Source organism: Bacillus thuringiensis (assembly GCF_001182785.1).
GTDB lineage: Bacteria > Bacillota > Bacilli > Bacillales > Bacillaceae_G > Bacillus_A > Bacillus_A thuringiensis_S.
The window spans coordinates 1,331,166-1,356,442 of sequence record NZ_CP012099.1; the positions used below are offsets into that span (position 1 = coordinate 1,331,166).

Here is a 25,277-nt window from a genome sequence, read left to right on the forward strand (position 1 = left end):
ATTTTTTACTATCTTTGGGGGTGTTTCATATGCACTATGCATTTTCACGTATAAGACTACGTAGTTTTTTTGGATGGATGATTATAGGGGTGTTCCTTACAATGATTCCATTAAGTCTAGCAAATGTTTCTGAGAATACGATGGAGGTTATTTCACAAATAACTGTATTTTTTGTATTTCCGTTACTTTGGCTATACGTAAAAACAAATAAAAATAATGTTGTATTTAACAGTTTTTTTGATAAGCCAGGACGTTTATCTTGGGGATTAATTGTATTAGCAACGATAATGGGGATGATTTTTTCAGTTGGCATATCTCAGATTCAATTTTACATATTAGCACATACGTTACCGAATTTCTTAGTTACTATGCTAGAAGACGGAAATGTTATTAATACGAGTAACGTATATATGACGATATTTACTTTCATTTCAGCATGTGTGTTAGCACCTATTATGGAAGAGGTTATTTTTAGGGGATTTTTCTTACAGCGAATGGCTCATAAATGGGGAATTAAAAAAGCTGTAATTATATCTTCAATTATTTTTGGCCTAGGACATTTTGATGTTATTGGTGCGTTCATGTTTGGTGTCGTTATGTGTCTTTTATACATAAAGACAAAAAATATATGGACGAATATAGCTGTGCACGCTCTAAATAATTTGATTGCAACAAGTATGCAATTTTTCGGTGGAGAAGAAAGTGGTACAATCTCAATTACTGAATTACAAGCGCAAAGTAATTTATGGATTGGTATCGGTCTTACAGTTGTTGGATTACTATGGTTAATTCCTTATGTTTGGAAACAATGGCGTATAGTAAAAGAAGTTGGCGTGCCACCAGTACGTTTTATAAATGAGCAAAAAGTAGAGAGTGCATCACATGAAAATGAAGTGTATAGTCAAGTGATCGTAACCGATAGATTGATGGCCATAGAGTTACCAGATGAGGCTGTAAATAAGCTTCGGTTAGAAGAAAGTGATTATGTAACAGTATCTGTAGAAGAAGATAAAATCGTTATAAAGAAAGCACATAATAGATAATTAAAAAGTAGCTCTTAGGAGCTACTTTTTAATTTGTAATAATTTCTACACGAAAATTATTACCGTTCTTTACATATTTAATATCTGTAACAGTGCGGACCGTCTTTAAAATCTCCACTTTTTCACCAATTCGCGGGATGGTTGGAACATTATCCCAAATACCAAGCAAGTCATCTAATTGTGCCGTTTTTTCATAAAACCAGATTTTCAATGTAAAGCCCCTTTCTCGAACTTTATGTATTTTAATACATAATATATTATTTTTATTCTTATTGTAAGGGGTTTTTTTATATTTTATGAATAAAAATAAATTAATCTTCTGGGAAGATATGTTCAATATCAGGAGTAAGAGATACTTCTGATAATACGATATGAGAAACTGTCGTTGCATATGAAGAAACATCATTGATAAATTCTTCAAGTTCAACGAGTGAAGGAACAGAAATTTTTACAATGTAGCATAAGCTTCCTGTTACTCGGTAACAAAAACTTGCAGATGGATAAGACTGAATAAATTGTTGCATACGTGTTGTATCACCATTCTTTAAGGTGATTTCTAAAATACAATCTAAAACTAGTCCTGCCTTTTTATAATCAATATCAATTGTGTATTTTTGAATAACACCTTCGCTTTCGAGCTTACGAACACGTTCTGAAGTAGACGGAGCAGATAAGTTTACTCGTTTAGCCAATTCACGCATCGAAAGGCGACTATCATTATATAATTCATTTAAAATTTTTCGATCAACACGGTCTAATTGCATTTGTAAATATACCTCCAGTAAAATAATGATTTTTGTAAAGGGAAAATATAAATTAAGATTCATATGAAATGTAAAGTGAACGTTATTTATTTTACAATAAAACAGAAGGAAATAGGAGGGGAAATGATGGAGAGAATTTCATTATCAAATGTAGGAGATACAAAGTTTCAAAAGTTATTAGGGCATAATTCGGATATATTACACTCGTGGAGTAAGTTAGAAGATACACTGTACAATAAAGGAACTCTTTCAGCAGAGTTGAAGGAGCAAGTGAGAAGAACATTAGCGTATGGGAATGAATGTCCGTACTGTATGGCAAAGGGAAGACCAGATGATGTGCAAAAGGCAGAGGAGATTGGTGTAGCCGTTACTTTTGCGCATACATTTGTTCATGACCGAAAAGCAATAGATGATACTATGTTTCACGCATTAAAACAATATTGGACAGAAAAAGAAATTGTAGAGCTTTGCGCCTATGTTTGCTTTATTACTGCGTCACAACAACTTGGTTTTCTATTTCAATTACAGCCAAATTAAGGGGGAAATGATGACAAATCAAATAGCACTTATCATGATCGATGTACAAAAGGCATTTCAATTACCAGATTGGGGCGAGAGAAATAATATTTTTGCTGAAGAAAACATGAGAATTTTGTTAGAAGAATGGAGAAAAAGGAAACGACCAGTTTTTCATATTCAACATGTAAATAAAGAAAATGCTCAGTCAATGTTTTATGAGAGAGCGGAAACGGTAAACTTTAAAGAAGAAGTGCAACCACTACTTGGTGAAGTGGTTATTCAGAAATTCGTTAACAGCGCGTTCATTGGGACAAATTTAGAAGAGCGATTAAGAAAGAACAAATGTAATGCAGTAGTGGTTGTAGGATTAACGACAAATCATTGCGTGGAAACTACGACACGAATGGCAGGGAATTTAGGATTTACAACATATTTAGTGAGTGATGCAACGGCTACTTTTAACCGTAAAGGTTTAGATGGTAAGGAGTATAGTGCAGAGGATATTCACAATATGACACTTGTAAATTTACATGAAGAGTTTGCTACGATTGTGAAGACAAAAGAAGTATTAAAATTATTTTAAGAAAATAATTGCGAATTATGTAGAAAAAAATAAGAATATTTCGTATAATCTAAGTACAATCATTTTGAAAATAGGGGTGGCATCATATGGAGCAAATTTCAGTAAAGAAATTAGAAGAGGTACTTGTTGTAGCAGGGGATGATAAACAGAAGCAAAAGGAATTTTATGAATTACTCTTATCTACTGAGTTTTATGTTGCTGGTTCACTAGAAGCAGAGGACGGGGCAACAGAAGGAATACTTCGTTTGCGTCATTTCCAAGGAGAAGGTAGATGGATCGTTCCGTTCTTTACACAAATGGAATTTGTAAAAGATGTGTTGCCAGAAGGAACGCCCCTTATTACGATACGTGGGAAAGAGTTATTTGGTAGCATTGAGAAAGATGCTACAGCTGTATTAAATGTTGGCACTGATATAAGTAAAACATTTATTCCAGAAGAAATTGCAGATATCGCATCTGGACGAATTTTTAATTATTATAAGTAAAAGGAAAAGCGTAATCGCTTTTCCTTTTTAATTTGAATATGGAGTGGCTATACCAGAAGAAATAGAGACTGTTTTATTATTCGTGTTTATTGTCGCTGTAGCTCCAAGTGGAATACCGAAGTTTGGACTTATATGTCCAATTGGTAAATCGAATAGGACAGGTATATGATATGGCGCGAAATATTCATATAATATTGTTTGCAATGATTGAGATGGCTTTGAAGGAGTGCAGTCGTGACAACTTGTGAAAATAACGCCCCTGCATTCATTAAACTTTCCAGATAAAAGTAGCTGATTTAACATACGGTCAATGCGGTACGGTTCTTCACCAATGTCTTCAAGTAATAAAAGTGTATTGTCCGTATTTATCTCGTAGGGCGAACCAATTATACTTGTTAACACAGCTAAATTTCCTCCAACTAACGTACTTGTAACTGTACTGTGAGAGCTAGGTACGATACATTCTGATGCAGATAAAATGGTTGAATACGGATGGAATAGCTGATTAAAAGAGGATAAAGATAGGGAATCAATACCTTTTCCTAGTTCTTCAATCATCGGACCATGAAATGTTATAAGCTTTGCATAACGTGAAAAAGCAGTATGTAAAGCTGTAATGTCGCTATATCCCCAAAAGATTTTTTGATTCTGCCTAATAACTTCATATTGAATGTGAGGAAGAAGACGAGCACTTCCATAACCACCTCGTGCACAAAAAATTGCCTTCACTTCATTATTTGTAAATGCTTCATGTATATCGTCAAGCCGAACTTGATCACTTCCGGCTAAAAATCCATATTTCTCGTAAACACTCTTCCCGATTATTACGGATAACCCCATCTCTTTTAATACATTCACACCTTTTAATACATTTTCGATTGTAGGTGGACCAGATGGTGCAATAATCATTACTGTATCACCTTGTTTTAATGCATTTGGATAAATCATTAAGCTCAGCCTCCTTCTCTTTCAATATATTCGCTTCATTTGAGGTCCAACCCTTGCAAAAGCAGGGGAAAGCTTATCAAATAAAGAAGATATAAAGGAAATAGGAGGGAAAATGATGTTTACAAGTCGAGTAACAGACATATTAAAAATTGAGTATCCAGTCGTTCAAGCCGGTATGGCAGGCGCGATTACGACGCCAGAACTTGTTGCAGCAGTAAGTAATAGCGGAGGATTAGGGACGCTTGGAGCGGGCTATATGAGCCCAGAACAAATTCGTGAAGCGATTTATAGAATAAGAGAACTAACAGATAAGCCTTTCGGTGTTAATTTACTTGTAACGAAAGAGATACAAATAGAAGAAGAGAAGATAAATGAGGCGAAAGTATTACTAAGTGGAGTGAATAGAGAATTAGGTATAGAAGTAGAGGGGACGTTAAAGCTTCCAAAAAGCTATAAGGAACAATTACAAGTGCTATTAGATGAAAAAGTACCGGTCGTTAGTTTTGCATTTCAAACGTTAGAAAAAGAAGAAATAAATGCTTTAAAAAGAAGTGGAATAAAAGTTATCGGAACAGCTACCCATGTGAAGGAAGCGAAAGTACTTGCTGAGCTAGGAGTAGATATTATTATCGGGCAAGGTAGCGAAGCAGGAGGGCATAGAGGAACGTTTATTGGGGAAGAACGAGATGCTATGATTGGTACGTTTGCGTTAATACCTCAGTTAGTAGAAGCTGTTCCGCATATCCCAATTGTCGCAGCAGGTGCTGTAATGAGCGGGCAAGGGCTTGTTGCGGCATTGGCACTAGGAGCAGAAGGTGTTCAAATGGGATCGGCCTTTTTAACAAGTGAAGAGAGTGTTACGCACGATGTGTATAAAGAAGCGGTTTTACATAGTACAGATACGAGCACAACTGTAACTCGTGCGTTTTCCGGGAAATATGCACGGGGTATCCGGAATGAATTTATAGAGAGACATGAAGGAAAAGAAGAAGGGCTTCCGATGTATCCAGTGCAAAACGTATTAACTTCTAAAATACGCCAAGAGGCAGCGAAGCAAAATAAGGAAGAATATATGTCACTTTGGGCAGGACAGGCAGCATCGTTGGCACGAATCGAATCAGCTCAGCATGTAGTGGAGCGAGTTATGAAAGAAGCGGAGAATGCAATCGAGCAATTACAAAATATATACAAAAAGACCACTTGAGTAATTCAAGTGGCCTTTTCATTAGTTTGCTTTATAAAATTGTTGGATGGCTTCGTCGATGTAAACCCAGCCTTTCCAACCTAAGTGCATATGATCTTTTAAGAAGTATTTATCGTATTCATGATTTGAGAAGTCGGCAATTGGATAACCAGCTTTTTCAATTTGCTCATGAACTTTCTTATAGTATGCTTCGCGGCGTTCTTTCGGGAAGCCAGCGTAGTCGTACCAAGGACCTTTTACAGGAACAGAAATGAAGAGTGGTTTTGCACCAGATTGTTTTAATAAATCAAGTACAATTTGTAAATCTTCATATTCTGGCGATTGGTCATAAGCATCATTTTTTAAGTAACCTTCACGTTGCTTTAATTTTTTCTTAATTTTGCTATTGAAATAATCATCTTCAATACCGTATTCATTAGATCCAGATTCTACTGCACCTGTTTGATCCGCATGTTTACGAGCCTCTTCCCAGTTCATTTGTTTTAATGAAGGATCAAGCTTTTCTTTGTGCGGTTTAATATTAAACATAGCTGTAAATAAATCTTTACGATCTAAAATATTACGATAAATATAAGCGAAAGGTTTAGCAGCAAGTGCTTTTACTTTATACTTCGTATCATCATAAGCGATACCTTCAAGCGAAATTTTTAATAAAGTTTCTTTTTTTACAATCTCAAAGTTTAATAAACGCTTTGCAATTTGTTTTTTCATTTCAGGTTTTAAATCATTGTTGAAAATGAAGTGGTAACCTTGTTGTTTTGAAAAGTTAGGTGCAAAGTGCGTCTCGTCAATACCTTGTGGTACAAACCATTGCGGAGAAAGAACGAATACCATTTTCTTATCTTTCAATTGATCCATTGTAGATGCGAAGTTTAACACATGTACAATGTCTTGTGTTCCGCCGCGTCCAAGAAGGAATGGCGTAAATCCTTCAGGCTTTACTTTAAAATAATTAGATGGATGGAAAGCATCCATACGTGCGAATTCCGATGAACCGTACATCGGAAGATATTTTGGATCTGCTAACATCTTTTGCTGTAAAATCATACTTTGAATCTTTTCTTCTTTTAAAGAAGTAGCAGCTTGTTCTACTTTTTCATCACTTAAAAGTGGAAGTAGAAAGCGCGTTGGAATAAGTAAGAATACAGCAAAAAGGGCCAATGCTAAAAGCATCGGACCAAATTTTGCTTTGTTCATCGGATTTCTTCCAACTTCTTAATAACCATGTTTGGTGTAGCCCACTCGTCACGGTCAAAATCAGAAATAGAAACTTCAATATCTAAACGCTCTTGGAATTCAACTAATAAAGATACTACAGCGAAAGAATCAAGAATACCTTCTTCAAATAATTGAACATCTAAGTTTTCTTTCACAATATCGTTTTCACATACTTCTTCTAAAATATCTAATACTTGCTCTTTGAATTCTGCCATTTTTAAAATCTCCTTTATATCCGAAATATATTATATGTGCAACTTCTTAATGGAATAAGAAGGGTGCATTAAAAGTATCTGTTAAGGTGTCCAGAGAAGATTAGGAAACCGAAACATACAACGTGGAACGTAATTACAATCGCAAGGATGCGTGTAAATTTATTGTTGGGCCAAAACTTATGCTTCTTGTTTTTTCGTTCGAAAATATCGAATAAAATAAACAGTGCGGCATGATATAGACCATAAATAATATACTGCGCAACAGCGCTTCCTTGGATATGCCAAATTCCCATAATGAAAAAATTTAAAAATGCACCGATATACGAAATTGTGTAACGGTTCTTAATTAACTTTTTCTTCGTTGCAAAAAAGACGAAACGCATGTAAATAAAATCACGGAACCAGAATGATAAACTCATGTGCCAGCGGTTCCAGAAGTCTTTAATATTACGACTAAGGAAGGGCTTATTAAAGTTTTCTGGCGTTTTAATTCCCATCATATAACTTACACCAATTACAAAAGAGCTATAACCAGCAAAATCAAAGAATAGATATAAGCTATAGCTATACATGTAAATCATATTTGAAAAGATTGTATCGTGTTGAGCGAATGCTGGATCCATACAATATTGTTTTATTAAGTAAGCAATAATAAATTTATACAAGAAACCTTGGAAAATACGATTTAGTCCTGTATATAGTAAATTTTGATATTCTTCAGCGCTAGGTGGCTTTTGAATATCTTTTTGGAATCTTCGGTAACGATCGATAGGTCCTGTTGAAATCGCAGGGAAGAATAAAACGAATTCCCAGAAGTTAAAGAAAGAAAGCTCTTTAATTAAACCATCACGAACTTCAAATACCATTTGAACTGCTCTGAATGTTACGTAAGATATACCTAGAAAAACAACAAGTTTTAACTCAGGTAATAACGATGCAAATGGTGCGATTTTTGCCAAAATAAGTGGCAAAATCGATAAAACAACAGCTATACAAAACATGAATGTACTATTGTTTTGTTTTCTTAAAAGTAAATAGCCTTTAATCAGGGCATATTGCCAAATAATAAATGCAGCTAACATAATCGCTTGCTTCGGTTTATCTGAGAAGATAATAGCAAGCATGACTAATGTTAAAACGGCATTATATTTACGCAACATTTTACCTTTTAATCCAGCTATGATAGTAGGTATTAATAAAATGCCCACTATAGCGAAAAAATAAAATGATCCATATGCGGTCATGCTGTAACCTCACTCAATAATTTTTTGCGATCTACCTTTCCATTTGGTGTCATTGGAATAGAAGATTGATACATGAATTTACGTGGAATCATGTAGTTTGGTAATCGCTCATTGAGTTCTTTTTTGATTGCAGATGTTAATTTGAATTCTTTTTCAAACGAATGTTCTCCAGGAACAACAACCGCTAATAAATAATCGTATTTCTCACCTTTTTTAATTGGAACGATAACTGCACCTTCTACGTAAGAACACGCACGAAGGTGATGCTCAATTTCTTCTAATTCCATTCGATAACCATGCAGCTTAATTTGGAAATCAAGACGACCATTATAGAATAGAAGACCATTTTCAACATAGCCAGCATCGCCTGTTTTATAGGCGCGCTCACCGTCAATCATAGTAAATGCTTTTTCTGTTAATTCAGGGCTTCCTAAATATCCAACGCTTACGCTTGGACCGACAATTACGATTTCGCCTTTTTCACCATCAGGTGCAATCGTACCATCTTCTTTCATAATAAGAAGGCGACAGTCTGATTTACAGTAGCCAACTGGAAGTGATTTGTATTGATCAAGTACCTCTACTGTCACGTGAATACCTGTTACAGCGACAGTAGCTTCTGTTGGACCGTACGTATTCATAATTGTTGCATTTGGGAAACGCTCAATTAATTTTCTAGCTACTTCATTTGGTAACACTTCACCGCAGAATAAGAATGTTTTCATGTTTGGTAGCATATTCTCAGAGAAAGATGCTTCCATTAAACACATCTCTGCGAAAGAAGGTGTGGAAGTCCATACTTGTATATCCGATTGCTCTAAAGAAGCAAACAAGTCTTTTGGACGCGCAATCATATCTTTATCGATTGCCCAAAGCGTACCACCTGTTACTAATGATGGGTAAATATCCATAACAGATAAATCGAATGAGAAAGGTGCTTGGTTTAAGAATACTTGCCCTGTTTGTAAGTTGAAATCTTCTACAGCCCATTTTGTAAAGCTAACAAGGCAGTTATAAGTAATCTGAACCCCTTTCGGATTACCTGTGCTTCCTGATGTGTAAATAATGTAGAAGTTCTCATCACCTTTTACCGCATGTTCAGGATTTGGAGTGTTCCCTTTATGAGTAAAGAAAATATCTTTTAAGTTGTCTTCACTTACGATGCGAACTGGCAAATCAGTTACAGTTACTTCTGCTGCCGATAAAAGCAATTTCGCACCAGAATTTTCAGCGATACGTTGTACACGATCAGCTGGGATAGATAAATCTACAGGAATGTAAGCATGTCCAGCTTTTACACATCCTAAAAAGTTAATAATCATTTCAGGTTGCATATGGCCATACACCATAATTGGTGAACGATCGTCTGGATACTCAGAAGAAATCCAATGTGCTAACGCATCAGAATCTTCCTTTAATTGTTTGTACGTAATTTTCGCATCTCGCCAAACAAAAGCGGTTTGATCAGGCGTTTCAATAGCCCACTTTTCAATTTGTTCTAATAACTTCATAACGTTCCCACCCTAGAATTCATTGTAAATAAATGTACTTGTGTTTGTATCATGGAATCCATACAACCAAAGTAATGCAAATAAAATTGCAAGATAATAAACCGTCTTTGCAACCCATTGTGTGAGTGGTCGAGACCATATCTCTTTTAATCTTTCCATGTCTTTCCCTCTCTTAATGAAATAATAGCTCTTTGTAGGTATCATGTCCTACATTATTGTGAAAAAAACAAAATCCCACATTTTAGGTAAAAATAAGTCAAAAGGCTCTTTTCTGATATTAGCACTAAATACTAAAAAAGAAAATCCCTAACTTAGCAATTATATTACATTCAGCATGAATTTGTAATGGGTTTGACATGTAAATAGAAAGTGGATTGTGTGAATACATAAAAGTGGACTATAAGAATACGTAAAAATGCAGTATTTGTTTTTATTAATCATTTAAGACGGAGTAAAATTTCTAGTTCTTTTGAAAAGGAGGAAATTATCATGAATAGAGTGTGGAAGGGTCTAATTTCGGAAGAAAATATCGTGAAATGGAGAAGGCATTTTCATAAGTATCCGGAATTATCATTTCATGAAAAAGAAACTTCGCAATTTATATATGATACATTATGCTCATTTTCTTCTTTTGAAGTAACGAGACCGACGAAGTATAGTGTACTAGCAATTAAAAGAGGTGTGAAGCAAGGGAAAGTAATTGCGATTCGAGCTGATATAGATGCTTTGCCAATTCAAGAGGAGACAAGTAAATCTTATACATCTGTGAATAAAGGAATGATGCATGCATGTGGGCACGATGCTCACGCAGCTATATTATTAAGCACTGCAGAGGTGATTAATAATATGAAGGAAGAGTTTGTAGGGGAAATTCGTCTATTCTTTCAGCATGCAGAAGAAGTATACCCTGGTGGTGGACAAGAAATGGTTGAGGCGGGCGCTATGGACGGTGTTGATTATGTAATAGGTTTACATGTTATGTCTGGCTTGGAAAGTGGGAAGGTAGGAATTGTATATGGACCGATGATGGCAGCACCAGACGTATTTACAGTTGAGATCCAAGGCAAAGGAGGGCATGCGGCGCGGCCAGAAGAAACGATTGATCCTATCGCTATCGGAGCGCAGATTATTACAAATCTACAACATATCGTATCTAGAAATACAAGTGCTTTCATGCAAAGAGTCGTTTCAGTTACGCAGTTTCATGGGGGAGTGGCTGACAATATTATTCCTAGTACAGCAACTTTAATGGGAACTGTTCGTTCATTTAATCAAGCATTGAGGGTGGAAGCAGAAGGGAAAATCGAGAAAATTGTGAAAGGAATTACAGAAGCACATGGAGGATCGTATACATATACGTATCGATATGGATATGATCCGGTTATTAATGATGAATATATTACGAAAATAGTAGAAGAAAGTGCACTACATTTGTTTGGGAATGAGCGTGTTGTGAAGCTTGAACCTTCTATGGGTGGGGAAGATTTTTCAGCATATTTAAGAAAAGCACCCGGTTGTTTCATTAAATTAGGAACAGGTAATGAAAATATATATACTTGTTATCCACATCATCATCCGAAATTTGACGTGGATGAATCAGCATTAATTTGTGGAGTGGAGCTATTCTTAGAGACTACTATAAGATTACTAAAATCATAGAAAAACAAAAAAAGGCAACTGCGCTCTATCGCAGTTGCTTTTATTTCTTTCCGTCAGAGAGGGCTGAGAAAGAACTATGCTCATTTATAGTATATGAATAGCTAACGGACAAGCTTGTACATTTTAATCATTTTTTTAAAAATAGTTGTTGACATTGATAATCAATGTCAATTAATCTAAATATAGTTGAAATTGATAATTATTATCAATAGGATGGATGCGACATGTTAATGAGAAAAAAATTTCACCTTCTACGGAGGGGATTAAAAGATAAAAATAAAGATGTTGATCAGCATATGGAATGGCAACGAAATGTAATTCGGTCTGAATATGTAGATGAGAAGAAGAGCATTCAAACAGAAAAAGAGATACAAAGTAAAGGGAGAGGTTCAGTTGAGTAAGTTAGTAATGATTTTTGCAAGTATGAGTGGAAATACAGAGGAAATGGCTGATCATATTGCCGGCGTGATTCGTGAAACAGAAAATGAAATTGAAGTTATTGATATTATGGATTCACCAGAAGCTTCTATATTAGAACAGTATGATGGAATTATTTTAGGTGCCTACACTTGGGGAGATGGTGATCTTCCTGATGATTTCTTAGATTTTTATGATGCAATGGATTCTATTGATTTAACTGGGAAAAAAGCGGCAGTATTCGGATCATGTGATTCGGCTTATCCGAAATACGGAGTGGCGGTTGACATTTTAATAGAAAAGCTACAAGAGCGCGGGGCAACAGTTGTGTTAGAAGGACTAAAAGTAGAATTAACGCCAGAAGATGAAGATGTAGAAAAATGTTTACAGTTTGGAGCTGAATTTGTAAAACACCTTTCTTAATGGCAGAAGGGAGCTGAAGAGCAAGTGCATGAGAAAATCTCAATCAAAACGATGACAGATTATCATTTGTATGATTTTATGCGGTGTCCGCATAAATTTTATTTTCGTCATATAAAAAGAAGAGAACCTTCTTCATTTGAATGGCAACAAATAGCGCAAATGATTGTGAATCAAATTATTAACGAGTATTACACGCTACCTGCGGGTCAACAAACGAAAATTGTACTTTTAATATTAATAGAAAAGTATTGGAAAAAAGTAACGATTAATATGTTTGCTTCGAAGACGGAGTACTATATTGTATTAGCGAAGCTAACGGATCACTTATTACAGTTTGTTGAAAGGGATGATAGTCAGACACCACCATTGTTTTTATACGAGAAGTTTCAAACATATATGGAAGAGTTAGGTGTCCACATGTCATTGACATTTGAAGTTGGTGAGTGGAATGCTGAGTCGTTTGTAATTAAAAAGTATGTTGTCGATGCGGATGAGGAAATGCTTGCTCTTTGTCAGAAGCTAATGACAGTATTCAGTTATAAAGCTTTCGGCGTTCTTCCAGGAAAAATTGAAGTTATTAATTTAATAGAAGGAACTAAGTATGAGTACATTCCGAAACAGGAAGATATTATAACTGGAATGGCTGATTTATCTAGAATGAAAGAAATGTTACAGCAACCTGAGCATTATACAGAGCGTCATTTTCGTTCTGAGTGTATAAGTTGTGCGTTTCGTAGTGAATGCCAAGGGGAAGAAGTAAAGAAAGAAGCGAAACAGAAGAAAAATATAGTACATTAAAGGATGCAATTTTGCATCCTTTTCTGTTATTGACATGAAAAGCTTTTCATCATTTACGGTATATTTGTAGCAGATTTTAATAAAGTGAAACTTTAATCAGTGGGGGTCAATCGGGCTACCCGCAAATAGCGGGATAAAGGGAGGAATAATCAATGAAAGATGAAACGAAAGTATTTCAATGGTTAAAAGAACAAAATGCTCCTTTTGAAATTCAACTGCAAATTTTACAGGCATTTCAATTGTATAAAGTTATTGTTGAAATGGATAAAAAGTTAATGATGTATGAGGAGAGAGTATATAGGGAGAGAATGTAATCTCATCCCTGTAATATCGTTTTTAGTTGTTCTGTACTTGTAATGAATTCGAGTTCATTCTCTGATTCAAAGTTATAAATAATATTATGTAGTAAAGGACTATATTGATAAAAGGTAGTAATGCGGTGAATGAGTAATGGATCATGATGAGAAATAAGTGTACTGTACTGTTCATATACAGATGTAGTAAACTCATGTCCGAAATCATAATATAGTCCTGCAAAATCAAAAGCAGGATCGCCAATTTGCGCATCACCAAAATCGATAACACCTGAAATGTGTTTGTTCTGCTTGTTAAATAAAATGTGATGATGTGTAAAATCAGCGTGAATGATTGTATTTTGAAATTTAGATGTAGCTAGACAGGCAAAGAAATTCTCGAATAAACGATTTAAGGCTGATTTCTGGAACGAAGTAAGATTGTTAGTAACATACTGATTTAATTTAGTTTGTAGCTCTTTCCAGTAGGTAAGTGTTTTTTCAATAGGGAATCCTAACGCTGTAACACTTTTTAGAGGAATACTATGTAGAACAGCAAGGAAAGTTGCTAATTGTGTAATAAGTGCTTTTCGTTCTTGTTTTTCTAGTGTAGTAACTATTTCTGTTTTTAATGGTTCACCATGAATGAGAGTATAGTAACTACAAAGAGGAATCTCATCAGATTCATTTTTATAAATTAGGTGATATTGTGGAACCTTGATTTCTTGTAGTGATTGAGTGAGAATTGTGCATAGTTCTTTTTCTAACGGAATTCGCATTGCATATTCCTGTTTTCGCGGGAAACGAAACAGTAGCTCATCATTTACTATAATTGCTACATTATCCCAACCTTCTTCATTTTGTTTATATGAATGTATAGAAAGATTAGGCAAAGCTTCTTTTATATAATGTTTGTAAGAGTCCATAATTGTTCCTCGTTTCTGAGTTAAGTTATTCTACTTTATGATATCAGAATTTTCTTTCTATATGTTAAAATATAGCTATCATTATGAAGAAGGGCGGGAGTATTACGAAAAAAAGACTGTTAATCATTTCTCTATGTATCGCTTTTGTATTGTTTTGGTCATATAAAGAGGAGGTTTTTGCTACCTTTAAACCGATTGATCAGTACGAGTTAAATAAGGAATTAAAGAACAAAAGTATAGAAAATTTAACTCATAATGAAATGAAAAAGGTAGGAGAGCATTTTGTGACCGAGCAACTATCCGTGTTTGAGTTTAATAATAAAGAAGATGTGAAACGAAAAGGTGAAGAACTATTTTTAAATAGAGGGTATGAACAATTAATAGAAAATTATTATCCCAATCGTTTTCAAGATTTAGAGTATAAATTTACAAACGAGGAGATACGTGAAGAGACAGATGAGAGTTTTCTCTATCAAGCTGTAGCGTACGTTGCGGGTACTGAAAATGGTAAGAGAAGCGAAATGAAATTGAATTATGAAGTGAAAATTGTAAAGGTTAATAATATATTTATGGTGCTAGAACAAAAGCAGCGCGTACAATAAAGGAAATTCATTGCTCAATAGATCATTTGGGGGTGTACTACTTAATGCGGAATAAAAAGGCCCTCAAGGAATCAAGGACCTTTAAAGATTTTCATTTTGTTGACCAAGTTCTTTTTGAGCAATATATAAATTTCCTTGCTCCACTTGTTTAAGTGTATGAACAGAATCGCCTGCATATCCTTTTTGTGTTTTAACAGTTCTTTTGGAACGATTGGAATTTTGTTTCTTCATATAATAGGCCACCTTTCATCAAAAATAAACGAAAATGATAAGTATGAGTAATACAGCGGCGAAAATGGTAATGCCCATTAAAAACGAAGTGTTTTTATATTTAGGTGGCTTATGTACATCTTGCCGATATCCAGGTGAAATTTCAGGGGCAAATTCTTCATCGAATGATTGCTTTTTTTCTTTGTCGTCCATATGTACCCACCTTTCTTTTTCATTATATTATACGTTACAAGAAAAAATATGCATAAAGAAAACAGCCGCTTTATTATTAGCGGCTGTTTTGTGTTGTATATTTTCGTTGTACTTGAAAGAGACGGATAAGGAGGAAGGCAGCGCCAAATGCTAGACCGATAATAAGACCGATCCAATAACCTTTTGCGGCCCATTCTGTATATGTTGCTAATATGTAACCTAGTGGTAGACCTATTATCCAATAAGCAATTAAAGTCATAATTAGAGCAACATTTACATCTTTATACCCACGCAGAGCTCCTTGTACAGGGGTTGCAATTGCATCTGAAATTTGAAATAAAATCGCAAAGATAAGAAATTCTTTTGCTAAATGATGAACTTTTGCATCTGTCGTATAAATAGAAGCAATTTGATTATCAAAGAAGTAGAGAAGAATTGAATATAATAAAGCAAAGGCAAGGGCTAATCCAATTCCAATCAGTCCGTATTGTTTTGCATTATCGTAACGTTTTGCTCCAACTTCGAATCCGACTGCAATAGTCATTGCCATTGCTAAACTTAGCGGAGTCATATATAACAAGGAAGCAAAGTTCATAGCTGCTTGGTGAGCTGCAATAGTTGTCGTACTAAAATTACTCATCATGAGCGTTACCGCAGCGAAAATACTCGTTTCAAAAAAGATAGCAAATCCGATAGGAACGCCAAGCTTTAAGAATGTTGTCCAACTCGAAAGAGAAGGGCGATATAATTGTTTGAAAATGTTGAAAGAGGCAAAAGGCTCTTTCGTCTGAATAATAATGACTGTAATAATTAAAATGCACCAATATGTTGCAGTGGAAGCAATTGCTGCTCCGACACCACCAAGCTTTGGGAAACCGAAGTTACCAAAAATTAATAGGTAATTTAATATTACGTTAATTGGTAATGATAGTAATGTAATAATCATCGTTGTGCGAGTTTTTCCTAATGCATCAATAAATCCACGTAAAACAGTGTAAGTGAATAAAGGTATAATTCCTATTGCGATAATACTTAAAAATTGAGCTGCAATTCGTTCCACAGGTTCTTCTAAGCGCATGCCGTTTAAAATAGGTGAAACGACGAAGAAACCGATGAGGATAACAACGAAGCTAGCACAAATTGCTAAATAAACTGCTTGTATGACAACGTGGGGAACGTCCTTTTTTTTCTTGGATCCGACGAGTTGTGCAACAATGGGAGTAGTAGCCATTAAAATTCCTGTTAATCCCGTACTAACTGGAAGCCATATACTTGTTCCAATTGCAACACCTGCTAAATCAGTTGGACTTGCATGTCCTGACATTGTTGTATCAAAAAAACTCATCGCAAATAATGACATTTGCGTTACGAAAATCGGAAAAAATAGTAATACAAATTGCTTTAACTTTTGTGAAAATGAAGTAGTTTCTTTCATAAAATCCCCTTTCCATATAAAAAAACAAACTCTTACTATCATACAATTTAATCAAAGATTAGAAAAGAAATACGCGCCTACAACATATGAAACCAATAAAAAAAGGATGCACTTTGAAAAGGGATAAGGTATTATGATAAGGTGTGAAAAAATTACATATTATTTGTTATTAAGGAGGCACTACTTGTGGCTGATTGGTTAATTGGTTTAATCATGGGTGCTGTTGAAGGGTTAACAGAGTTTCTACCAGTATCATCAACAGGACATATGATTTTAACAGGACATTTAATTGGATTTGACGATGAGAGAGCGAAAGTTTTTGAAGTTGTTATCCAATTGGGATCGATTTTAGCAGTTGTTGTTATATTTTGGAAGCGTCTATGGTCGTTAGTTGGAATAGGTAAAGTAACAGACGGACCATCGTTAAATTTATTACATATTATTATCGGGATGATTCCTGCCGGGATACTTGGCGTATTATTCCATAGCACTATTAAAGAGGTTTTATTTGGTCCAGGACCAGTTGTTATTAGCTTAGTAGCCGGTGGTATTTTAATGATTGTTGCTGAGAAGTTTTCAAAACCAAGTACAGCAAGAACGTTAGATGAAATCACATATAAACAGGCATTTACAATTGGAATGTTTCAATGTTTAGCTCTTTGGCCAGGATTCTCTCGTTCTGGTTCTACAATCAGTGGTGGTTTATTAGCTCGCGTGTCGCATACAGCGGCAGCTGAATATACGTTCATTTTAGCGGTACCGATGATGGTAGCTGCAAGTGGATTAGATTTAATTAAAAGCTGGGATGTATTAAGCTCAGCAGATATAACGCTATTTGTAACAGGGTTTATAACTGCATTCGTTGTTGCGATGCTTGCAATTGTTTCATTCTTGAAATTATTATCTCGTGTGAAACTAACACCGTTCGCTTATTATCGTTTCATTTTAGCTGCGGTATTCTATTTCTTCATTATGTAATAAAAAAACCTGCCGAGCTCGGCAGGTTTTTTTATTTTACTATTTTTTCCACCATATTTTCCATTACATGCTCCCAAAGAGAAGTATCATCAGCTAATGTAGCACGGAAATTAGCATACATTTCTTTTTGTTTTTCTTCGAATGTTGGATCTTCTTTTTCAGGTAATGTAGCGCGCATTGAAGTTACTAATTCTTGTACTTTTGGAGCGCGTGGTCCAAAGACGGCTTGTTCATTTCCATCTTTATCAATGAAAATAAAGATTGGAATCGCACGTGCTGTTCCATTTGTTAAATATTGATCCATTAATTCTAAGTTTTCGTCGCGAATTAATAAACTCATTTCAATATTTGCAACTTCAGAAATTCGTTTCATAACAGGTACGCATAAAAGAGCATCGCCACACCAATCAGCAGTTAATACGATAACACGCCAGCCGTCATTTTGACGTTCTTCTAATACAGGAAGTAATTCATTTGGAATTAAAAAGTTATTGTAAATGTGTAGTAGCTCGTATTGGTTTACTTGCATTTCATTCACATATGTATCAAAGGACATACCTTTATCAGCCCATTGTTGTAAGTTCATAATTAACACCTCTTTAGTAAGATTTGCTTTCATTGTACCAATTTTTATATAGAAAAGCTTGTATTCTTACTCTTTCTCGTCACTTAATAATTTATTTAAGAGGAAAAAGAATAGTACGACACATAATTCAGCTATGTTGGACATTTGTACGCTTTCTATCCAATCATCAGCAGTATGAATGACGAACCAATCTAGTGTAATTTCAATGAATGAGAAAAGAGTAATAGAAATCCAATTTGGCATGTTTTGTGTCAGTGGATATAGCAGCGCTTTGAAGAAACTGAAGATGAAAAATGTAATACTGTCTAAGAAAGTGATTAATAAAAAAAAGAGAAGTAACGCAGTACGTGAACTATACTCTATACCTGTAATTTGAAAGATTCCTACATATACAAAAAATATAAATGCAAAAATTATAATGAGAAAAAGAGCGATAATACTAATGATAATCGTTTTATCTTTTAGGCTGAGATTTGAGAATTTCTCCTCCTCATGCATTAAAATACCCCCTTTTTCTGGAAGTTAACTTCATTTTATCATGAAATACATATTAAAAAACTACGAATTATGGGAAAATAAGGTGACAAAAAGTAAGATTTCATGTAAAATTATTAATAAGGTTTTTATTTAACTAAATGAAATAAAAGGAGCTGTCAAAGTTGTCTCAAAATCGAGAGCAATTAATGGAAGAACTATCGACAAATGTGTTTGCTATGTTTCGCACATTGCGTAATGATATCGGAAAAATATTCGGTGGTTACATACCGTGGAATGAATTCATCGTCCTGAGAATATTAAATCGTACGAATAAAGAAATGGTATCGCGTGTAGCAAATGAATTAAATGTGTCGAATAGTCATATTACAGCTGTTACAGAAAAATTAATTAATAAAGGTTTTGTAACTCGTTCACGTTCTACATCAGATCGCCGAGTTGTGTATTTAGAGATTACAGAACAAGGGAAAGATTTAGTTGCGAAAATGGAAGATGCGAAAAAACAATATTTACAAGAAAGATTCTCTACACTTTCAGAAGATGAAATGAATGTAATGATTTCGATTTCCAAAAAACTTATTTAAGTGATAATAAACAAGAAAACGCTTACGTAATGAAAGAGAAGATCTTCCTTATATATGGAAGGTCTTCTTTCGTGTGTAATAGATGTTAAAAAATAAAATGTGTATGAAAAAAGATAGAGCGCCATACTACTAATACAAGGAAGGGAGGGAGAAATATGACGAATCGTAACGGTAGTAAAGGGAGCGGTAATCAAGGGTCACCAAAGTCCGGCCAGTTTAATCAGGAATTTAGCACTGAATTTGAAACTGGTAATGATAATAAAGGGAAAGAATATCGTTCTAAAAAAGGGAGTAAATCAAAAAAGGAGTGAATATATTCACTCCTTTTTTGATTTACGATGCTGCCGATTGATCAGTATTATATTTTTCTTCTGATTTTGCGACAATCATTGCGCAAATTGCATCACCAGAAATGTTTACAGCTGTTCTAGACATATCTAGAATACGGTCAATACCGATAATTAAAGCGATACCTTCTACTGGTAGATTTACTTGATTTAAAACCATTGTAAGCATTACAAGTCCAACACCTGGCACACCAGCAGTACCGATACTAGCTAGTACAGCAGTTAATACGACCATAGCTAATTGCGGTAATGTAAGTTCAACTCCGTATACTTGAGCGATAAATACAGTGGCTACCCCTTGCATAATGGCAGTACCATCCATATTAATAGTTGCCCCTAGTGGTTGTACAAATGAGCTTATCGCTTTTGGAACGCCAAGCTTATCTTGTGCTGTTTTCATTGCAAAAGGAAGCGATGCATTAGAGCTAGATGTACTAAATCCAATTGCCATTACTGGTCCGAAATGTTTAAAGAAACGAACAATACTTTCTTTTGCTAATACCTTTAATAAGCCGCCATATACAAAGACCCCGTGAATAATGAGTACTAACATAACGACAATCATATACTTGAACATCGCAGCGACGCCTGCAAGACCCATTTTACCAACGGATGAAGCGAGCAAACCGAATGTTCCAATTGGGGCTAATTTCATAACGAGATTAACAAGATACATCATTAATTCGTTGCCCTGTTCAAGTAATGAATGGATACCTTGAACTCGTTTTCCTAAAATAGCTATACCGAGTCCAATCAATACGGCAAAGGCAATGATTTGTAACATGTTTCCGTCAGCCATCGCTTTTGCTGGGTTATCTGGTACGATATTTAGCAATGTGTCGACGAAAGATGTTTCAGTTTTTGCCCCTTCATACTTAAGACCTTCTGTTTTAAAATTACCGCCAGCTCCTGGCTTTATAATAAGTGCAAATGTAATCGCTATAGTGATGGCAACCGCAGTTGTTACGAGAAAGAATGAAATTGATTTTAAACCGATTCTTCCAAGTTGTTTCGGATCTCCAAGGCCGGCAGCACCAAGTACGATAGAAATGAACACAACAGGAACAACTAGCATTTTAATAAGTCGAATAAACAATTGACCAATTGGGTTGAACACATATTGATTTAGTGGCTCAAAGATAGATGGAGCGGCTAAATTTAGAGTGAGTCCGACAACTAGACCTAGAAATAATGCGATTAAGATTGCTTTTGTTTGTTTCAATAAAATCCCCCCTTTTGTTTTTGCGAAATTCCTTCCTAAAGTAATTATACCGAAAAAATACCTAATTTGACAATATTTTCTGAATTTTTCGTTTTTTTATTTAAGTACAGATAGATTGATTTTGTGTTTGGAAAATAAAATAGACCATCACATTGGATGGTCTAGGGAAGGGGACAATTTATGTCAATTTAATTAGGGATGGAAGTTGCTTTAAGACACTGGGGAATGTCTTATAAATTAGGGAGGAACAACTTCGATACATATACTATAAAAGATAGGTGTGACTCTCATGTGAACATAGGGTGAAAGAGAGAGGGAGTTTTAAATAAAAGATAGAAAGACAAAAAAATAAGACCATCATTTATAAGATGGTCAAGGAAGGGGACAATTTATGTCAATTTAATTAGGGATGGAAGCTGTTCAAAGACACTGGGGAATGTCTTGTAAATTAGGGAGGAACAACTTCGATACATATACTATAAAAGGGAGATGTGACCTCTGTGTGAACATAGAGTGAAAGAGAGAGGAAGTTTTAAATAAAAGATAGAAAGACAAAAAAATAAGACCATCATTTATAAGATGGTCAAGGGAAGGGGACAATTTAATTAGGGATGGAAGCTATTCAAAGACACTGGGGAATGTCTTATAAATTAGGGAGGAACAGCTTCGATATATATACTATAAAAGGTGGATGTGACCTCTGTGTGAATATAGAGTGAAAGAGAGAGGGAGTTTTAAATAAAAGATAGAAAGACAAAAAAATAAGACCATCGCATATAAGATGGTCAAAGGAAGGGGACAATTTATGTCAATTTAATTAGGGATGGAAGCTATTCAAAGACACTGGGGAATGTCTTATAAATTAGGGAGGAACAGCTTCGATACATATACTATAAAAGGTGGATGTGACCTCTATGTGAACATAGAGTGAAAGATATGGGGATTTGAAAAATAGTACATATGAAATTGTTATTGCTAGCAATATTGAGCTAGGATATATAGTTTTCAAGCATAAAACAAAAAGAAGTCTGAATATAAATAAAAGTTGTAATCTATGAAAAAAAGGATTATGCTCAACTATATTATAAGAATATAAGGTTTGTCCCAATTGTTTAAGGGCTTTAAAAAGCTTTTTATTTATGAGGGGAAAGCTTCACTTTAATAAGGGAGTTAGTGATATGGAAGTAACAAAAAAACAAGGGCTGTATAATCGTCTTATACGATTAAACCCACCACAAATATTAGCGTTAGGTTTTTTCTGCTTAATTGTGGTTGGCGGTTTGTTATTAAAGTTACCATTCGCAACGAAAGCACATATTAGTTGGGTAGATGCTTTCTTTACAGCAACGTCAGCAGCGACCGTAACTGGTTTGGGAGTAGTGGATACAGCAAGTACATTTACGATGTTTGGCGAAATTGTTATTATGTTTTTAATTCAAACAGGTGGTCTAGGTCTTATGACAATTGCCATTTTAATTGTTTGGGTATTAGGCAAAAAAATCGGATTACGCCATCGTTTATTAATTGGAGAAGCATTTAATCAAACAAATATAGGTGGTCTTGTAAAATTAGTAAAGCGTGTCTTTATATTTTCGATTTGTATTGAGCTTATTGGGGTCATCTTTTTATCGTTTCGTTTTATTCCAGAGTTTGGTTTTGGAAAAGGTTTATACTATAGTATTTTTCATGTAATTGCATCTTATAATAATGCAGGATTTGCTTTATGGCCAGATAATTTAACAAGATATGTAGGGGATCCCATTATTAATATTGGGATTTGCTCTTTAATTGTAATAGGTGGACTCGGTTTTACCGTATTAATTGATATATGGTATAGTCGCAGTTTTCGAAAATTATCACTTCACTCAAAAATAATGATTATTGGAACAGTAGTGCTAAATGTTATAGCAATGATTGTGATTTTTGTATTGGAATATAATAATGTGAAGACGTTAGGGAATTTATCTTTAAATGAAAAACTGTGGGCTTCCTTCTTTCAAGGTATTACCCCGCGGACAGCTGGATTTAATACGGTTGACTATGGAGGTATGGAAGAATCATCTATATTATTTACGATGATTTTAATGTTTATTGGTGCAGGAAGTGTATCAACAGGTGGAGGGATTAAATTAACAACGTTTGTTATCTTAATTACATCTGTCCTTTCTTTCTTTAGAAAAAAGGAGGAAATTGTTTTATTTCAGCGTACAATTAAAATGTCGACAGTAACGAGGGCCTTAGCGATTGCTGTTGCCAGTCAAATACTTATTTTTGCAGCGGTATTTATATTAATGCTTACAGAAAACTTCAGCTTTATTCAATTATTATTTGAGACAATATCAGCGTTTGGCACAGTCGGATTAACGATGGGAATTACTGCAAAGCTATCGGCATTCGGAAAATGTATTATTATGTTTGTTATGTTCTGCGGATTAATTGGACCATTAACACTTGTGTTCTCTTTAGCGCGACCAGCAAAACAAAAAATAAAATATCCATCGGAAGATGTGTTTACAGGATAAGGTATCCCGCGTTAAGCGAGATACCTTTTTCTTTTTTAGAACAGGGAGAACAATAAGCCAATAAGTGCTACTCGGAATAAAATTGCGATAAGTGCAGCAATCCCACCGACAATTGCAGCAATACCGCCAGTTACAGTAGCTCCGCGATTATAAGCGTAAATACCGAGTAAAACAGAAACAAGACCAAATAGTGTTGGGAATGTAAATAGTGATAAAATAGATAGCGCAAGAGCGATAAAACCAGCAGTTGATCCAGCGGCGGATGATTTTACAACGTCTTTATCGTCTTTATCATCGTAATCATAATCAATCCGTTGTGGTGCAACCTCAGCAGCATATTCTTCTTTATAGTCACTATAATCACTATCTATTCTATCTCTTCTTTTATAATCATCAAATTTCTCAGTCAAAGTCATGACTCCTTTCATAACAAGGTTCAATAGTAGTATGTATCTCTTTTTCTTTTTTATCCCGCATTAACGGGCAGTAATATCTTTTAAAAGGAAGAAAATGTTTTCTTGAAATAGGAAAAGTTAGTATGACTTCCTCTATTTTGGAAAGTATAAAAAGGAATAATGAGGAAAGGGTGCAATACATAATGGAACATCCAATTGAAAATTTAATGAAAACGGCAATGACAAATTTAAAAGAGATGGTAGATGTAAATACGATTGTTGGGAGTCCGGTTTCAACAGCTGACGGAAATGTAGTATTAACAGTATCTCAAGTGGCTTTTGGTTTTGGAGCTGGTGGAAGTGATTTTAAAGGGGATTTTATTACTGAAAAACATAACGGTGGGCAAAATCAGCATAAAGAGAACAAGCAAGGGCATCCATTTGGAGGAGGAAGCGGGGCTGGGGTTTCCATTAGTCCAGTGGCTTTTTTAGTAGTTGGTTCTAACGGGGTGCAGGTATTACATCTCAACAGCAGTACACATTTAATTGAAAAGGCTTTAAATACTGTACCAAGCACTGTAGATAAATTTGTGAATGGTCGTCAAAAGTGAACTTGCATTTTTTAGGAATTATGATATATTAGAAAAAGTGCGCTTTAGGATGATCGGAATAATTGAAATGTAAATATATATGATGTATGGAATAAGGGAGAGGAATTTATGATTAATATCAAAAACTTAGTAGTTGGCTTATTTATGTTAGTAAGCGGCTTTGTTGTATATGTAATAAAAGAAAAAGCTCCATTCTAAAACAGACAAACCGTTAATGTCTGTTTTTAATTTACGGAAAAATGTTGACAAGTTATTGTATTGGTGTTATAATTTTAATTCGTGTCTCGGTTACAGCTAGTGTAAAGTAAATATCTCTTATGAATGCAATACAAAAAGTTTGCGAAAGATCGGGTAATTTTATCAACAACTTTTGTGAACAAACCCTATAAATTGTATTTGTAAGCTATATATGTATACTAGTGAATCAAGGAGCGGTCAGTGGAACCGTAATGATGAGAGAGAGGTAGGGCTTTCATCCAGTATATGTTACTTTCCCGTTAGGTGAATATAAAAAAGAGGGCTCCTTTAAAAGGAGTCCTCTTTCATTTTTTAAGTGCGACTTTCAATTTGTTGACAAATTTCATCCGTTGTTAAACCGTGAGCTGTAATGACTGATCCTTTAATTGAGGCATCTGCAATGCCCATCACATTAGAATCTTGCCCAGTTACAACGCAACAATCACACCCTTGTGCATCCTGTTCTGAGTTAAGTGTAACAACTTCATGACCTTGTTGCTGAAGAGCTTGTTGAACGTCTGTTAATGAGTTTTCAACGCCAATTCTAGCCATAATTCTCACCTCCTACCATCTAATTGCTAGTATGCTCA

The 25,277-nt window shown here is 34.8% G+C and carries 34 protein-coding genes; 17 read left to right on the forward strand and 17 right to left on the reverse strand.

The window, feature by feature from the left end; all coding sequences use genetic code 11:
• Positions 1 to 29 precede the first annotated feature (29 nt).
• A complete protein-coding gene (locus tag AC241_RS06905; RefSeq protein ID WP_029441791.1) occupies positions 30 to 1,043 on the forward strand; it encodes a CPBP family intramembrane glutamic endopeptidase in 1,014 nt (337 codons plus the stop codon).
• A 28-nt stretch (positions 1,044 to 1,071) separates the two neighbouring features.
• Here AC241_RS06905 and AC241_RS06910 read toward each other — a convergent pair whose 3' ends face one another.
• Positions 1,072 to 1,254 carry a DUF3913 family protein gene (locus tag AC241_RS06910; RefSeq protein ID WP_000707107.1) on the reverse strand — a complete coding sequence of 61 codons (183 nt, stop codon included), beginning with the start codon at positions 1,252 to 1,254 and terminating at the stop codon, positions 1,072 to 1,074.
• 100 nt (positions 1,255 to 1,354) lie between these two features.
• Positions 1,355 to 1,807, reverse strand: coding sequence for an Lrp/AsnC family transcriptional regulator (locus tag AC241_RS06915; protein WP_001175505.1), 453 nt, complete (start codon positions 1,805 to 1,807; stop codon positions 1,355 to 1,357).
• 126 nt (positions 1,808 to 1,933) lie between these two features.
• On the opposite strand from AC241_RS06915, the gene AC241_RS06920 reads away from it, so the two are divergent.
• From AC241_RS06920 to AC241_RS06930, 3 genes are all read left to right on the forward strand, one after another.
• Complete coding sequence (locus AC241_RS06920; RefSeq protein WP_016082359.1) at positions 1,934 to 2,344, forward strand: carboxymuconolactone decarboxylase family protein; 411 nt, start codon at positions 1,934 to 1,936, stop codon at positions 2,342 to 2,344.
• Between the two features lie 10 nt (positions 2,345 to 2,354).
• Positions 2,355 to 2,909, forward strand: a complete 555-nt coding sequence (locus tag AC241_RS06925; protein ID WP_029441792.1) for a cysteine hydrolase family protein — start codon at positions 2,355 to 2,357, stop codon at positions 2,907 to 2,909.
• An 86-nt stretch (positions 2,910 to 2,995) separates the two neighbouring features.
• Positions 2,996 to 3,394: an SseB family protein gene (locus tag AC241_RS06930; RefSeq protein ID WP_000435265.1), complete on the forward strand. Its 399-nt coding sequence runs from the start codon at positions 2,996 to 2,998 to the stop codon at positions 3,392 to 3,394.
• A 27-nt stretch (positions 3,395 to 3,421) separates the two neighbouring features.
• Here the strand turns inward: AC241_RS06930 and AC241_RS06935 are convergent, their stop codons facing one another.
• Entirely contained in the window at positions 3,422 to 4,342 is a 921-nt protein-coding gene (locus tag AC241_RS06935) for a S66 peptidase family protein (protein WP_050842937.1), read from the reverse strand.
• 115 nt (positions 4,343 to 4,457) lie between these two features.
• On the opposite strand from AC241_RS06935, the gene AC241_RS06940 reads away from it, so the two are divergent.
• Entirely contained in the window at positions 4,458 to 5,546 is a 1,089-nt protein-coding gene (locus AC241_RS06940) for an NAD(P)H-dependent flavin oxidoreductase (RefSeq protein WP_043936094.1), read from the forward strand.
• 21 nt (positions 5,547 to 5,567) lie between these two features.
• On the opposite strand, the gene dltD is transcribed toward AC241_RS06940, so the two are convergent.
• From dltD to AC241_RS06965, 5 genes are all read right to left on the reverse strand, one after another.
• Positions 5,568 to 6,743 carry a D-alanyl-lipoteichoic acid biosynthesis protein DltD gene (gene dltD / locus AC241_RS06945; RefSeq protein ID WP_050842940.1) on the reverse strand — a complete coding sequence of 392 codons (1,176 nt, stop codon included), beginning with the start codon at positions 6,741 to 6,743 and terminating at the stop codon, positions 5,568 to 5,570.
• A complete protein-coding gene (gene dltC, locus AC241_RS06950) occupies positions 6,740 to 6,979 on the reverse strand; it encodes a D-alanine--poly(phosphoribitol) ligase subunit DltC (RefSeq protein ID WP_000807310.1) in 240 nt (79 codons plus the stop codon). The genes dltD and dltC overlap by 4 nt, the downstream gene beginning before the upstream one ends.
• 68 nt (positions 6,980 to 7,047) lie before the next feature.
• Positions 7,048 to 8,223, reverse strand: coding sequence for a D-alanyl-lipoteichoic acid biosynthesis protein DltB (dltB, locus tag AC241_RS06955; protein WP_050842942.1), 1,176 nt, complete (start codon positions 8,221 to 8,223; stop codon positions 7,048 to 7,050).
• Complete coding sequence (gene dltA / locus AC241_RS06960; protein ID WP_050842944.1) at positions 8,220 to 9,734, reverse strand: D-alanine--poly(phosphoribitol) ligase subunit DltA; 1,515 nt, start codon at positions 9,732 to 9,734, stop codon at positions 8,220 to 8,222. Before dltA ends, dltB begins: the two co-directional genes overlap by 4 nt.
• 12 nt (positions 9,735 to 9,746) lie before the next feature.
• The gene (locus AC241_RS06965; protein WP_000440293.1) at positions 9,747 to 9,893 is read right to left on the reverse strand and encodes a teichoic acid D-Ala incorporation-associated protein DltX; all 147 of its coding nucleotides are present in this window, start codon (positions 9,891 to 9,893) and stop codon (positions 9,747 to 9,749) included.
• A 330-nt stretch (positions 9,894 to 10,223) separates the two neighbouring features.
• Between AC241_RS06965 and AC241_RS06970 the strand changes: the two genes are divergently transcribed.
• The 5 genes from AC241_RS06970 (at position 10,224) to AC241_RS34690 (ending at position 13,345) form a co-directional block, all read left to right on the forward strand.
• On the forward strand, positions 10,224 to 11,393 hold the full coding sequence (locus AC241_RS06970; RefSeq protein ID WP_050842946.1) for an amidohydrolase: 1,170 nt from the start codon (positions 10,224 to 10,226) through the stop codon (positions 11,391 to 11,393).
• A 224-nt stretch (positions 11,394 to 11,617) separates the two neighbouring features.
• On the forward strand, positions 11,618 to 11,794 hold the full coding sequence (locus tag AC241_RS34685; protein WP_000929009.1) for a hypothetical protein: 177 nt from the start codon (positions 11,618 to 11,620) through the stop codon (positions 11,792 to 11,794).
• Positions 11,787 to 12,233, forward strand: a complete 447-nt coding sequence (locus AC241_RS06980) for a flavodoxin (protein ID WP_050842948.1) — start codon at positions 11,787 to 11,789, stop codon at positions 12,231 to 12,233. The genes AC241_RS34685 and AC241_RS06980 overlap by 8 nt, the downstream gene beginning before the upstream one ends.
• Positions 12,234 to 12,257: 24 nt before the next feature.
• Positions 12,258 to 13,031, forward strand: coding sequence for a hypothetical protein (locus AC241_RS06985; protein WP_050842950.1), 774 nt, complete (start codon positions 12,258 to 12,260; stop codon positions 13,029 to 13,031).
• A 152-nt stretch (positions 13,032 to 13,183) separates the two neighbouring features.
• The gene (locus tag AC241_RS34690) at positions 13,184 to 13,345 is read left to right on the forward strand and encodes a hypothetical protein (protein WP_000651086.1); all 162 of its coding nucleotides are present in this window, start codon (positions 13,184 to 13,186) and stop codon (positions 13,343 to 13,345) included.
• 2 nt (positions 13,346 to 13,347) lie between these two features.
• On the opposite strand, the gene AC241_RS06995 is transcribed toward AC241_RS34690, so the two are convergent.
• Complete coding sequence (locus tag AC241_RS06995; RefSeq protein WP_050842952.1) at positions 13,348 to 14,250, reverse strand: aminoglycoside phosphotransferase family protein; 903 nt, start codon at positions 14,248 to 14,250, stop codon at positions 13,348 to 13,350.
• Positions 14,251 to 14,333: 83 nt separating this feature from the next.
• On the opposite strand from AC241_RS06995, the gene AC241_RS07000 reads away from it, so the two are divergent.
• On the forward strand, positions 14,334 to 14,852 hold the full coding sequence (locus tag AC241_RS07000; RefSeq protein WP_029441798.1) for a hypothetical protein: 519 nt from the start codon (positions 14,334 to 14,336) through the stop codon (positions 14,850 to 14,852).
• Between the two features lie 81 nt (positions 14,853 to 14,933).
• On the opposite strand, the gene AC241_RS34695 is transcribed toward AC241_RS07000, so the two are convergent.
• From AC241_RS34695 to AC241_RS07015, 3 genes are all read right to left on the reverse strand, one after another.
• Positions 14,934 to 15,083, reverse strand: a complete 150-nt coding sequence (locus tag AC241_RS34695; protein ID WP_000744623.1) for a hypothetical protein — start codon at positions 15,081 to 15,083, stop codon at positions 14,934 to 14,936.
• Between the two features lie 18 nt (positions 15,084 to 15,101).
• The gene (locus AC241_RS07010; protein WP_000341062.1) at positions 15,102 to 15,275 is read right to left on the reverse strand and encodes a hypothetical protein; all 174 of its coding nucleotides are present in this window, start codon (positions 15,273 to 15,275) and stop codon (positions 15,102 to 15,104) included.
• A gap of 76 nt (positions 15,276 to 15,351) precedes the next feature.
• Positions 15,352 to 16,710, reverse strand: coding sequence for an MATE family efflux transporter (locus tag AC241_RS07015; RefSeq protein WP_029441800.1), 1,359 nt, complete (start codon positions 16,708 to 16,710; stop codon positions 15,352 to 15,354).
• Positions 16,711 to 16,896: 186 nt separating this feature from the next.
• Here AC241_RS07015 and uppP point away from each other — a divergent pair, with 186 nt between their 5' ends.
• On the forward strand, positions 16,897 to 17,688 hold the full coding sequence (gene uppP, locus AC241_RS07020; protein WP_029441801.1) for a bacitracin resistance undecaprenyl-diphosphatase: 792 nt from the start codon (positions 16,897 to 16,899) through the stop codon (positions 17,686 to 17,688).
• Positions 17,689 to 17,719: 31 nt separating this feature from the next.
• Here the strand turns inward: uppP and AC241_RS07025 are convergent, their stop codons facing one another.
• Positions 17,720 to 18,307, reverse strand: a complete 588-nt coding sequence (locus AC241_RS07025; RefSeq protein ID WP_002040836.1) for a thioredoxin family protein — start codon at positions 18,305 to 18,307, stop codon at positions 17,720 to 17,722.
• A gap of 33 nt (positions 18,308 to 18,340) precedes the next feature.
• The gene (locus AC241_RS07030; protein ID WP_000544072.1) at positions 18,341 to 18,772 is read right to left on the reverse strand and encodes a YrvL family regulatory protein; all 432 of its coding nucleotides are present in this window, start codon (positions 18,770 to 18,772) and stop codon (positions 18,341 to 18,343) included.
• 161 nt (positions 18,773 to 18,933) lie between these two features.
• Between AC241_RS07030 and AC241_RS07035 the strand changes: the two genes are divergently transcribed.
• Complete coding sequence (locus AC241_RS07035) at positions 18,934 to 19,353, forward strand: MarR family winged helix-turn-helix transcriptional regulator (RefSeq protein WP_000081434.1); 420 nt, start codon at positions 18,934 to 18,936, stop codon at positions 19,351 to 19,353.
• Positions 19,354 to 19,508: 155 nt separating this feature from the next.
• Positions 19,509 to 19,664 carry a hypothetical protein gene (locus AC241_RS07040; protein ID WP_000184928.1) on the forward strand — a complete coding sequence of 52 codons (156 nt, stop codon included), beginning with the start codon at positions 19,509 to 19,511 and terminating at the stop codon, positions 19,662 to 19,664.
• A gap of 22 nt (positions 19,665 to 19,686) precedes the next feature.
• On the opposite strand, the gene AC241_RS07045 is transcribed toward AC241_RS07040, so the two are convergent.
• Positions 19,687 to 20,922 (reverse strand): dicarboxylate/amino acid:cation symporter, encoded by a 1,236-nt coding sequence (locus tag AC241_RS07045; protein WP_050842954.1) that lies wholly within the window; start codon positions 20,920 to 20,922, stop codon positions 19,687 to 19,689.
• A gap of 1,178 nt (positions 20,923 to 22,100) precedes the next feature.
• On the opposite strand from AC241_RS07045, the gene AC241_RS07050 reads away from it, so the two are divergent.
• Entirely contained in the window at positions 22,101 to 23,444 is a 1,344-nt protein-coding gene (locus tag AC241_RS07050; RefSeq protein ID WP_000454115.1) for a TrkH family potassium uptake protein, read from the forward strand.
• A gap of 35 nt (positions 23,445 to 23,479) precedes the next feature.
• Here AC241_RS07050 and AC241_RS07055 read toward each other — a convergent pair whose 3' ends face one another.
• Entirely contained in the window at positions 23,480 to 23,854 is a 375-nt protein-coding gene (locus AC241_RS07055) for a hypothetical protein (RefSeq protein WP_016082344.1), read from the reverse strand.
• A 128-nt stretch (positions 23,855 to 23,982) separates the two neighbouring features.
• Between AC241_RS07055 and ytfJ the strand changes: the two genes are divergently transcribed.
• A complete protein-coding gene (gene ytfJ / locus AC241_RS07060) occupies positions 23,983 to 24,450 on the forward strand; it encodes a GerW family sporulation protein (RefSeq protein ID WP_000204241.1) in 468 nt (155 codons plus the stop codon).
• A gap of 108 nt (positions 24,451 to 24,558) precedes the next feature.
• Entirely contained in the window at positions 24,559 to 24,648 is a 90-nt protein-coding gene (locus tag AC241_RS07065) for a hypothetical protein (protein WP_000608227.1), read from the forward strand.
• Between the two features lie 351 nt (positions 24,649 to 24,999).
• On the opposite strand, the gene AC241_RS07075 is transcribed toward AC241_RS07065, so the two are convergent.
• On the reverse strand, positions 25,000 to 25,239 hold the full coding sequence (locus AC241_RS07075) for a YkuS family protein (RefSeq protein WP_016082342.1): 240 nt from the start codon (positions 25,237 to 25,239) through the stop codon (positions 25,000 to 25,002).
• Between the last annotated feature and the right edge of the window lie 38 nt (positions 25,240 to 25,277).

Coding starts and splice junctions, on each gene's coding strand:
- AC241_RS06905 (WP_029441791.1), top strand. CDS start 30: ATGCACTATGCATTTTCACGTATAAGACTACGTAGTTTTTTTGGATGG.
- AC241_RS06915 (WP_001175505.1), bottom strand. CDS start 1,807: ATGCAATTAGACCGTGTTGATCGAAAAATTTTAAATGAATTATATAAT.
- AC241_RS06920 (WP_016082359.1), top strand. CDS start 1,934: ATGGAGAGAATTTCATTATCAAATGTAGGAGATACAAAGTTTCAAAAG.
- AC241_RS06925 (WP_029441792.1), top strand. CDS start 2,355: ATGACAAATCAAATAGCACTTATCATGATCGATGTACAAAAGGCATTT.
- AC241_RS06930 (WP_000435265.1), top strand. CDS start 2,996: ATGGAGCAAATTTCAGTAAAGAAATTAGAAGAGGTACTTGTTGTAGCA.
- AC241_RS06935 (WP_050842937.1), bottom strand. CDS start 4,342: ATGATTTATCCAAATGCATTAAAACAAGGTGATACAGTAATGATTATT.
- AC241_RS06940 (WP_043936094.1), top strand. CDS start 4,458: ATGTTTACAAGTCGAGTAACAGACATATTAAAAATTGAGTATCCAGTC.
- dltD (WP_050842940.1), bottom strand. CDS start 6,743: ATGAACAAAGCAAAATTTGGTCCGATGCTTTTAGCATTGGCCCTTTTT.
- dltC (WP_000807310.1), bottom strand. CDS start 6,979: ATGGCAGAATTCAAAGAGCAAGTATTAGATATTTTAGAAGAAGTATGT.
- dltB (WP_050842942.1), bottom strand. CDS start 8,223: ATGACCGCATATGGATCATTTTATTTTTTCGCTATAGTGGGCATTTTA.
- dltA (WP_050842944.1), bottom strand. CDS start 9,734: ATGAAGTTATTAGAACAAATTGAAAAGTGGGCTATTGAAACGCCTGAT.
- AC241_RS06965 (WP_000440293.1), bottom strand. CDS start 9,893: ATGGAAAGATTAAAAGAGATATGGTCTCGACCACTCACACAATGGGTT.
- AC241_RS06970 (WP_050842946.1), top strand. CDS start 10,224: ATGAATAGAGTGTGGAAGGGTCTAATTTCGGAAGAAAATATCGTGAAA.
- AC241_RS34685 (WP_000929009.1), top strand. CDS start 11,618: ATGTTAATGAGAAAAAAATTTCACCTTCTACGGAGGGGATTAAAAGAT.
- AC241_RS34690 (WP_000651086.1), top strand. CDS start 13,184: ATGAAAGATGAAACGAAAGTATTTCAATGGTTAAAAGAACAAAATGCT.
- AC241_RS06995 (WP_050842952.1), bottom strand. CDS start 14,250: ATGGACTCTTACAAACATTATATAAAAGAAGCTTTGCCTAATCTTTCT.
- AC241_RS07000 (WP_029441798.1), top strand. CDS start 14,334: ATGAAGAAGGGCGGGAGTATTACGAAAAAAAGACTGTTAATCATTTCT.
- AC241_RS34695 (WP_000744623.1), bottom strand. CDS start 15,083: ATGAAGAAACAAAATTCCAATCGTTCCAAAAGAACTGTTAAAACACAA.
- AC241_RS07010 (WP_000341062.1), bottom strand. CDS start 15,275: ATGGACGACAAAGAAAAAAAGCAATCATTCGATGAAGAATTTGCCCCT.
- AC241_RS07015 (WP_029441800.1), bottom strand. CDS start 16,710: ATGAAAGAAACTACTTCATTTTCACAAAAGTTAAAGCAATTTGTATTA.
- AC241_RS07025 (WP_002040836.1), bottom strand. CDS start 18,307: ATGAAAGCAAATCTTACTAAAGAGGTGTTAATTATGAACTTACAACAA.
- AC241_RS07030 (WP_000544072.1), bottom strand. CDS start 18,772: ATGCATGAGGAGGAGAAATTCTCAAATCTCAGCCTAAAAGATAAAACG.
- AC241_RS07040 (WP_000184928.1), top strand. CDS start 19,509: ATGACGAATCGTAACGGTAGTAAAGGGAGCGGTAATCAAGGGTCACCA.
- AC241_RS07050 (WP_000454115.1), top strand. CDS start 22,101: ATGGAAGTAACAAAAAAACAAGGGCTGTATAATCGTCTTATACGATTA.
- ytfJ (WP_000204241.1), top strand. CDS start 23,983: ATGACTTCCTCTATTTTGGAAAGTATAAAAAGGAATAATGAGGAAAGG.
- AC241_RS07065 (WP_000608227.1), top strand. CDS start 24,559: ATGATTAATATCAAAAACTTAGTAGTTGGCTTATTTATGTTAGTAAGC.
- AC241_RS07075 (WP_016082342.1), bottom strand. CDS start 25,239: ATGGCTAGAATTGGCGTTGAAAACTCATTAACAGACGTTCAACAAGCT.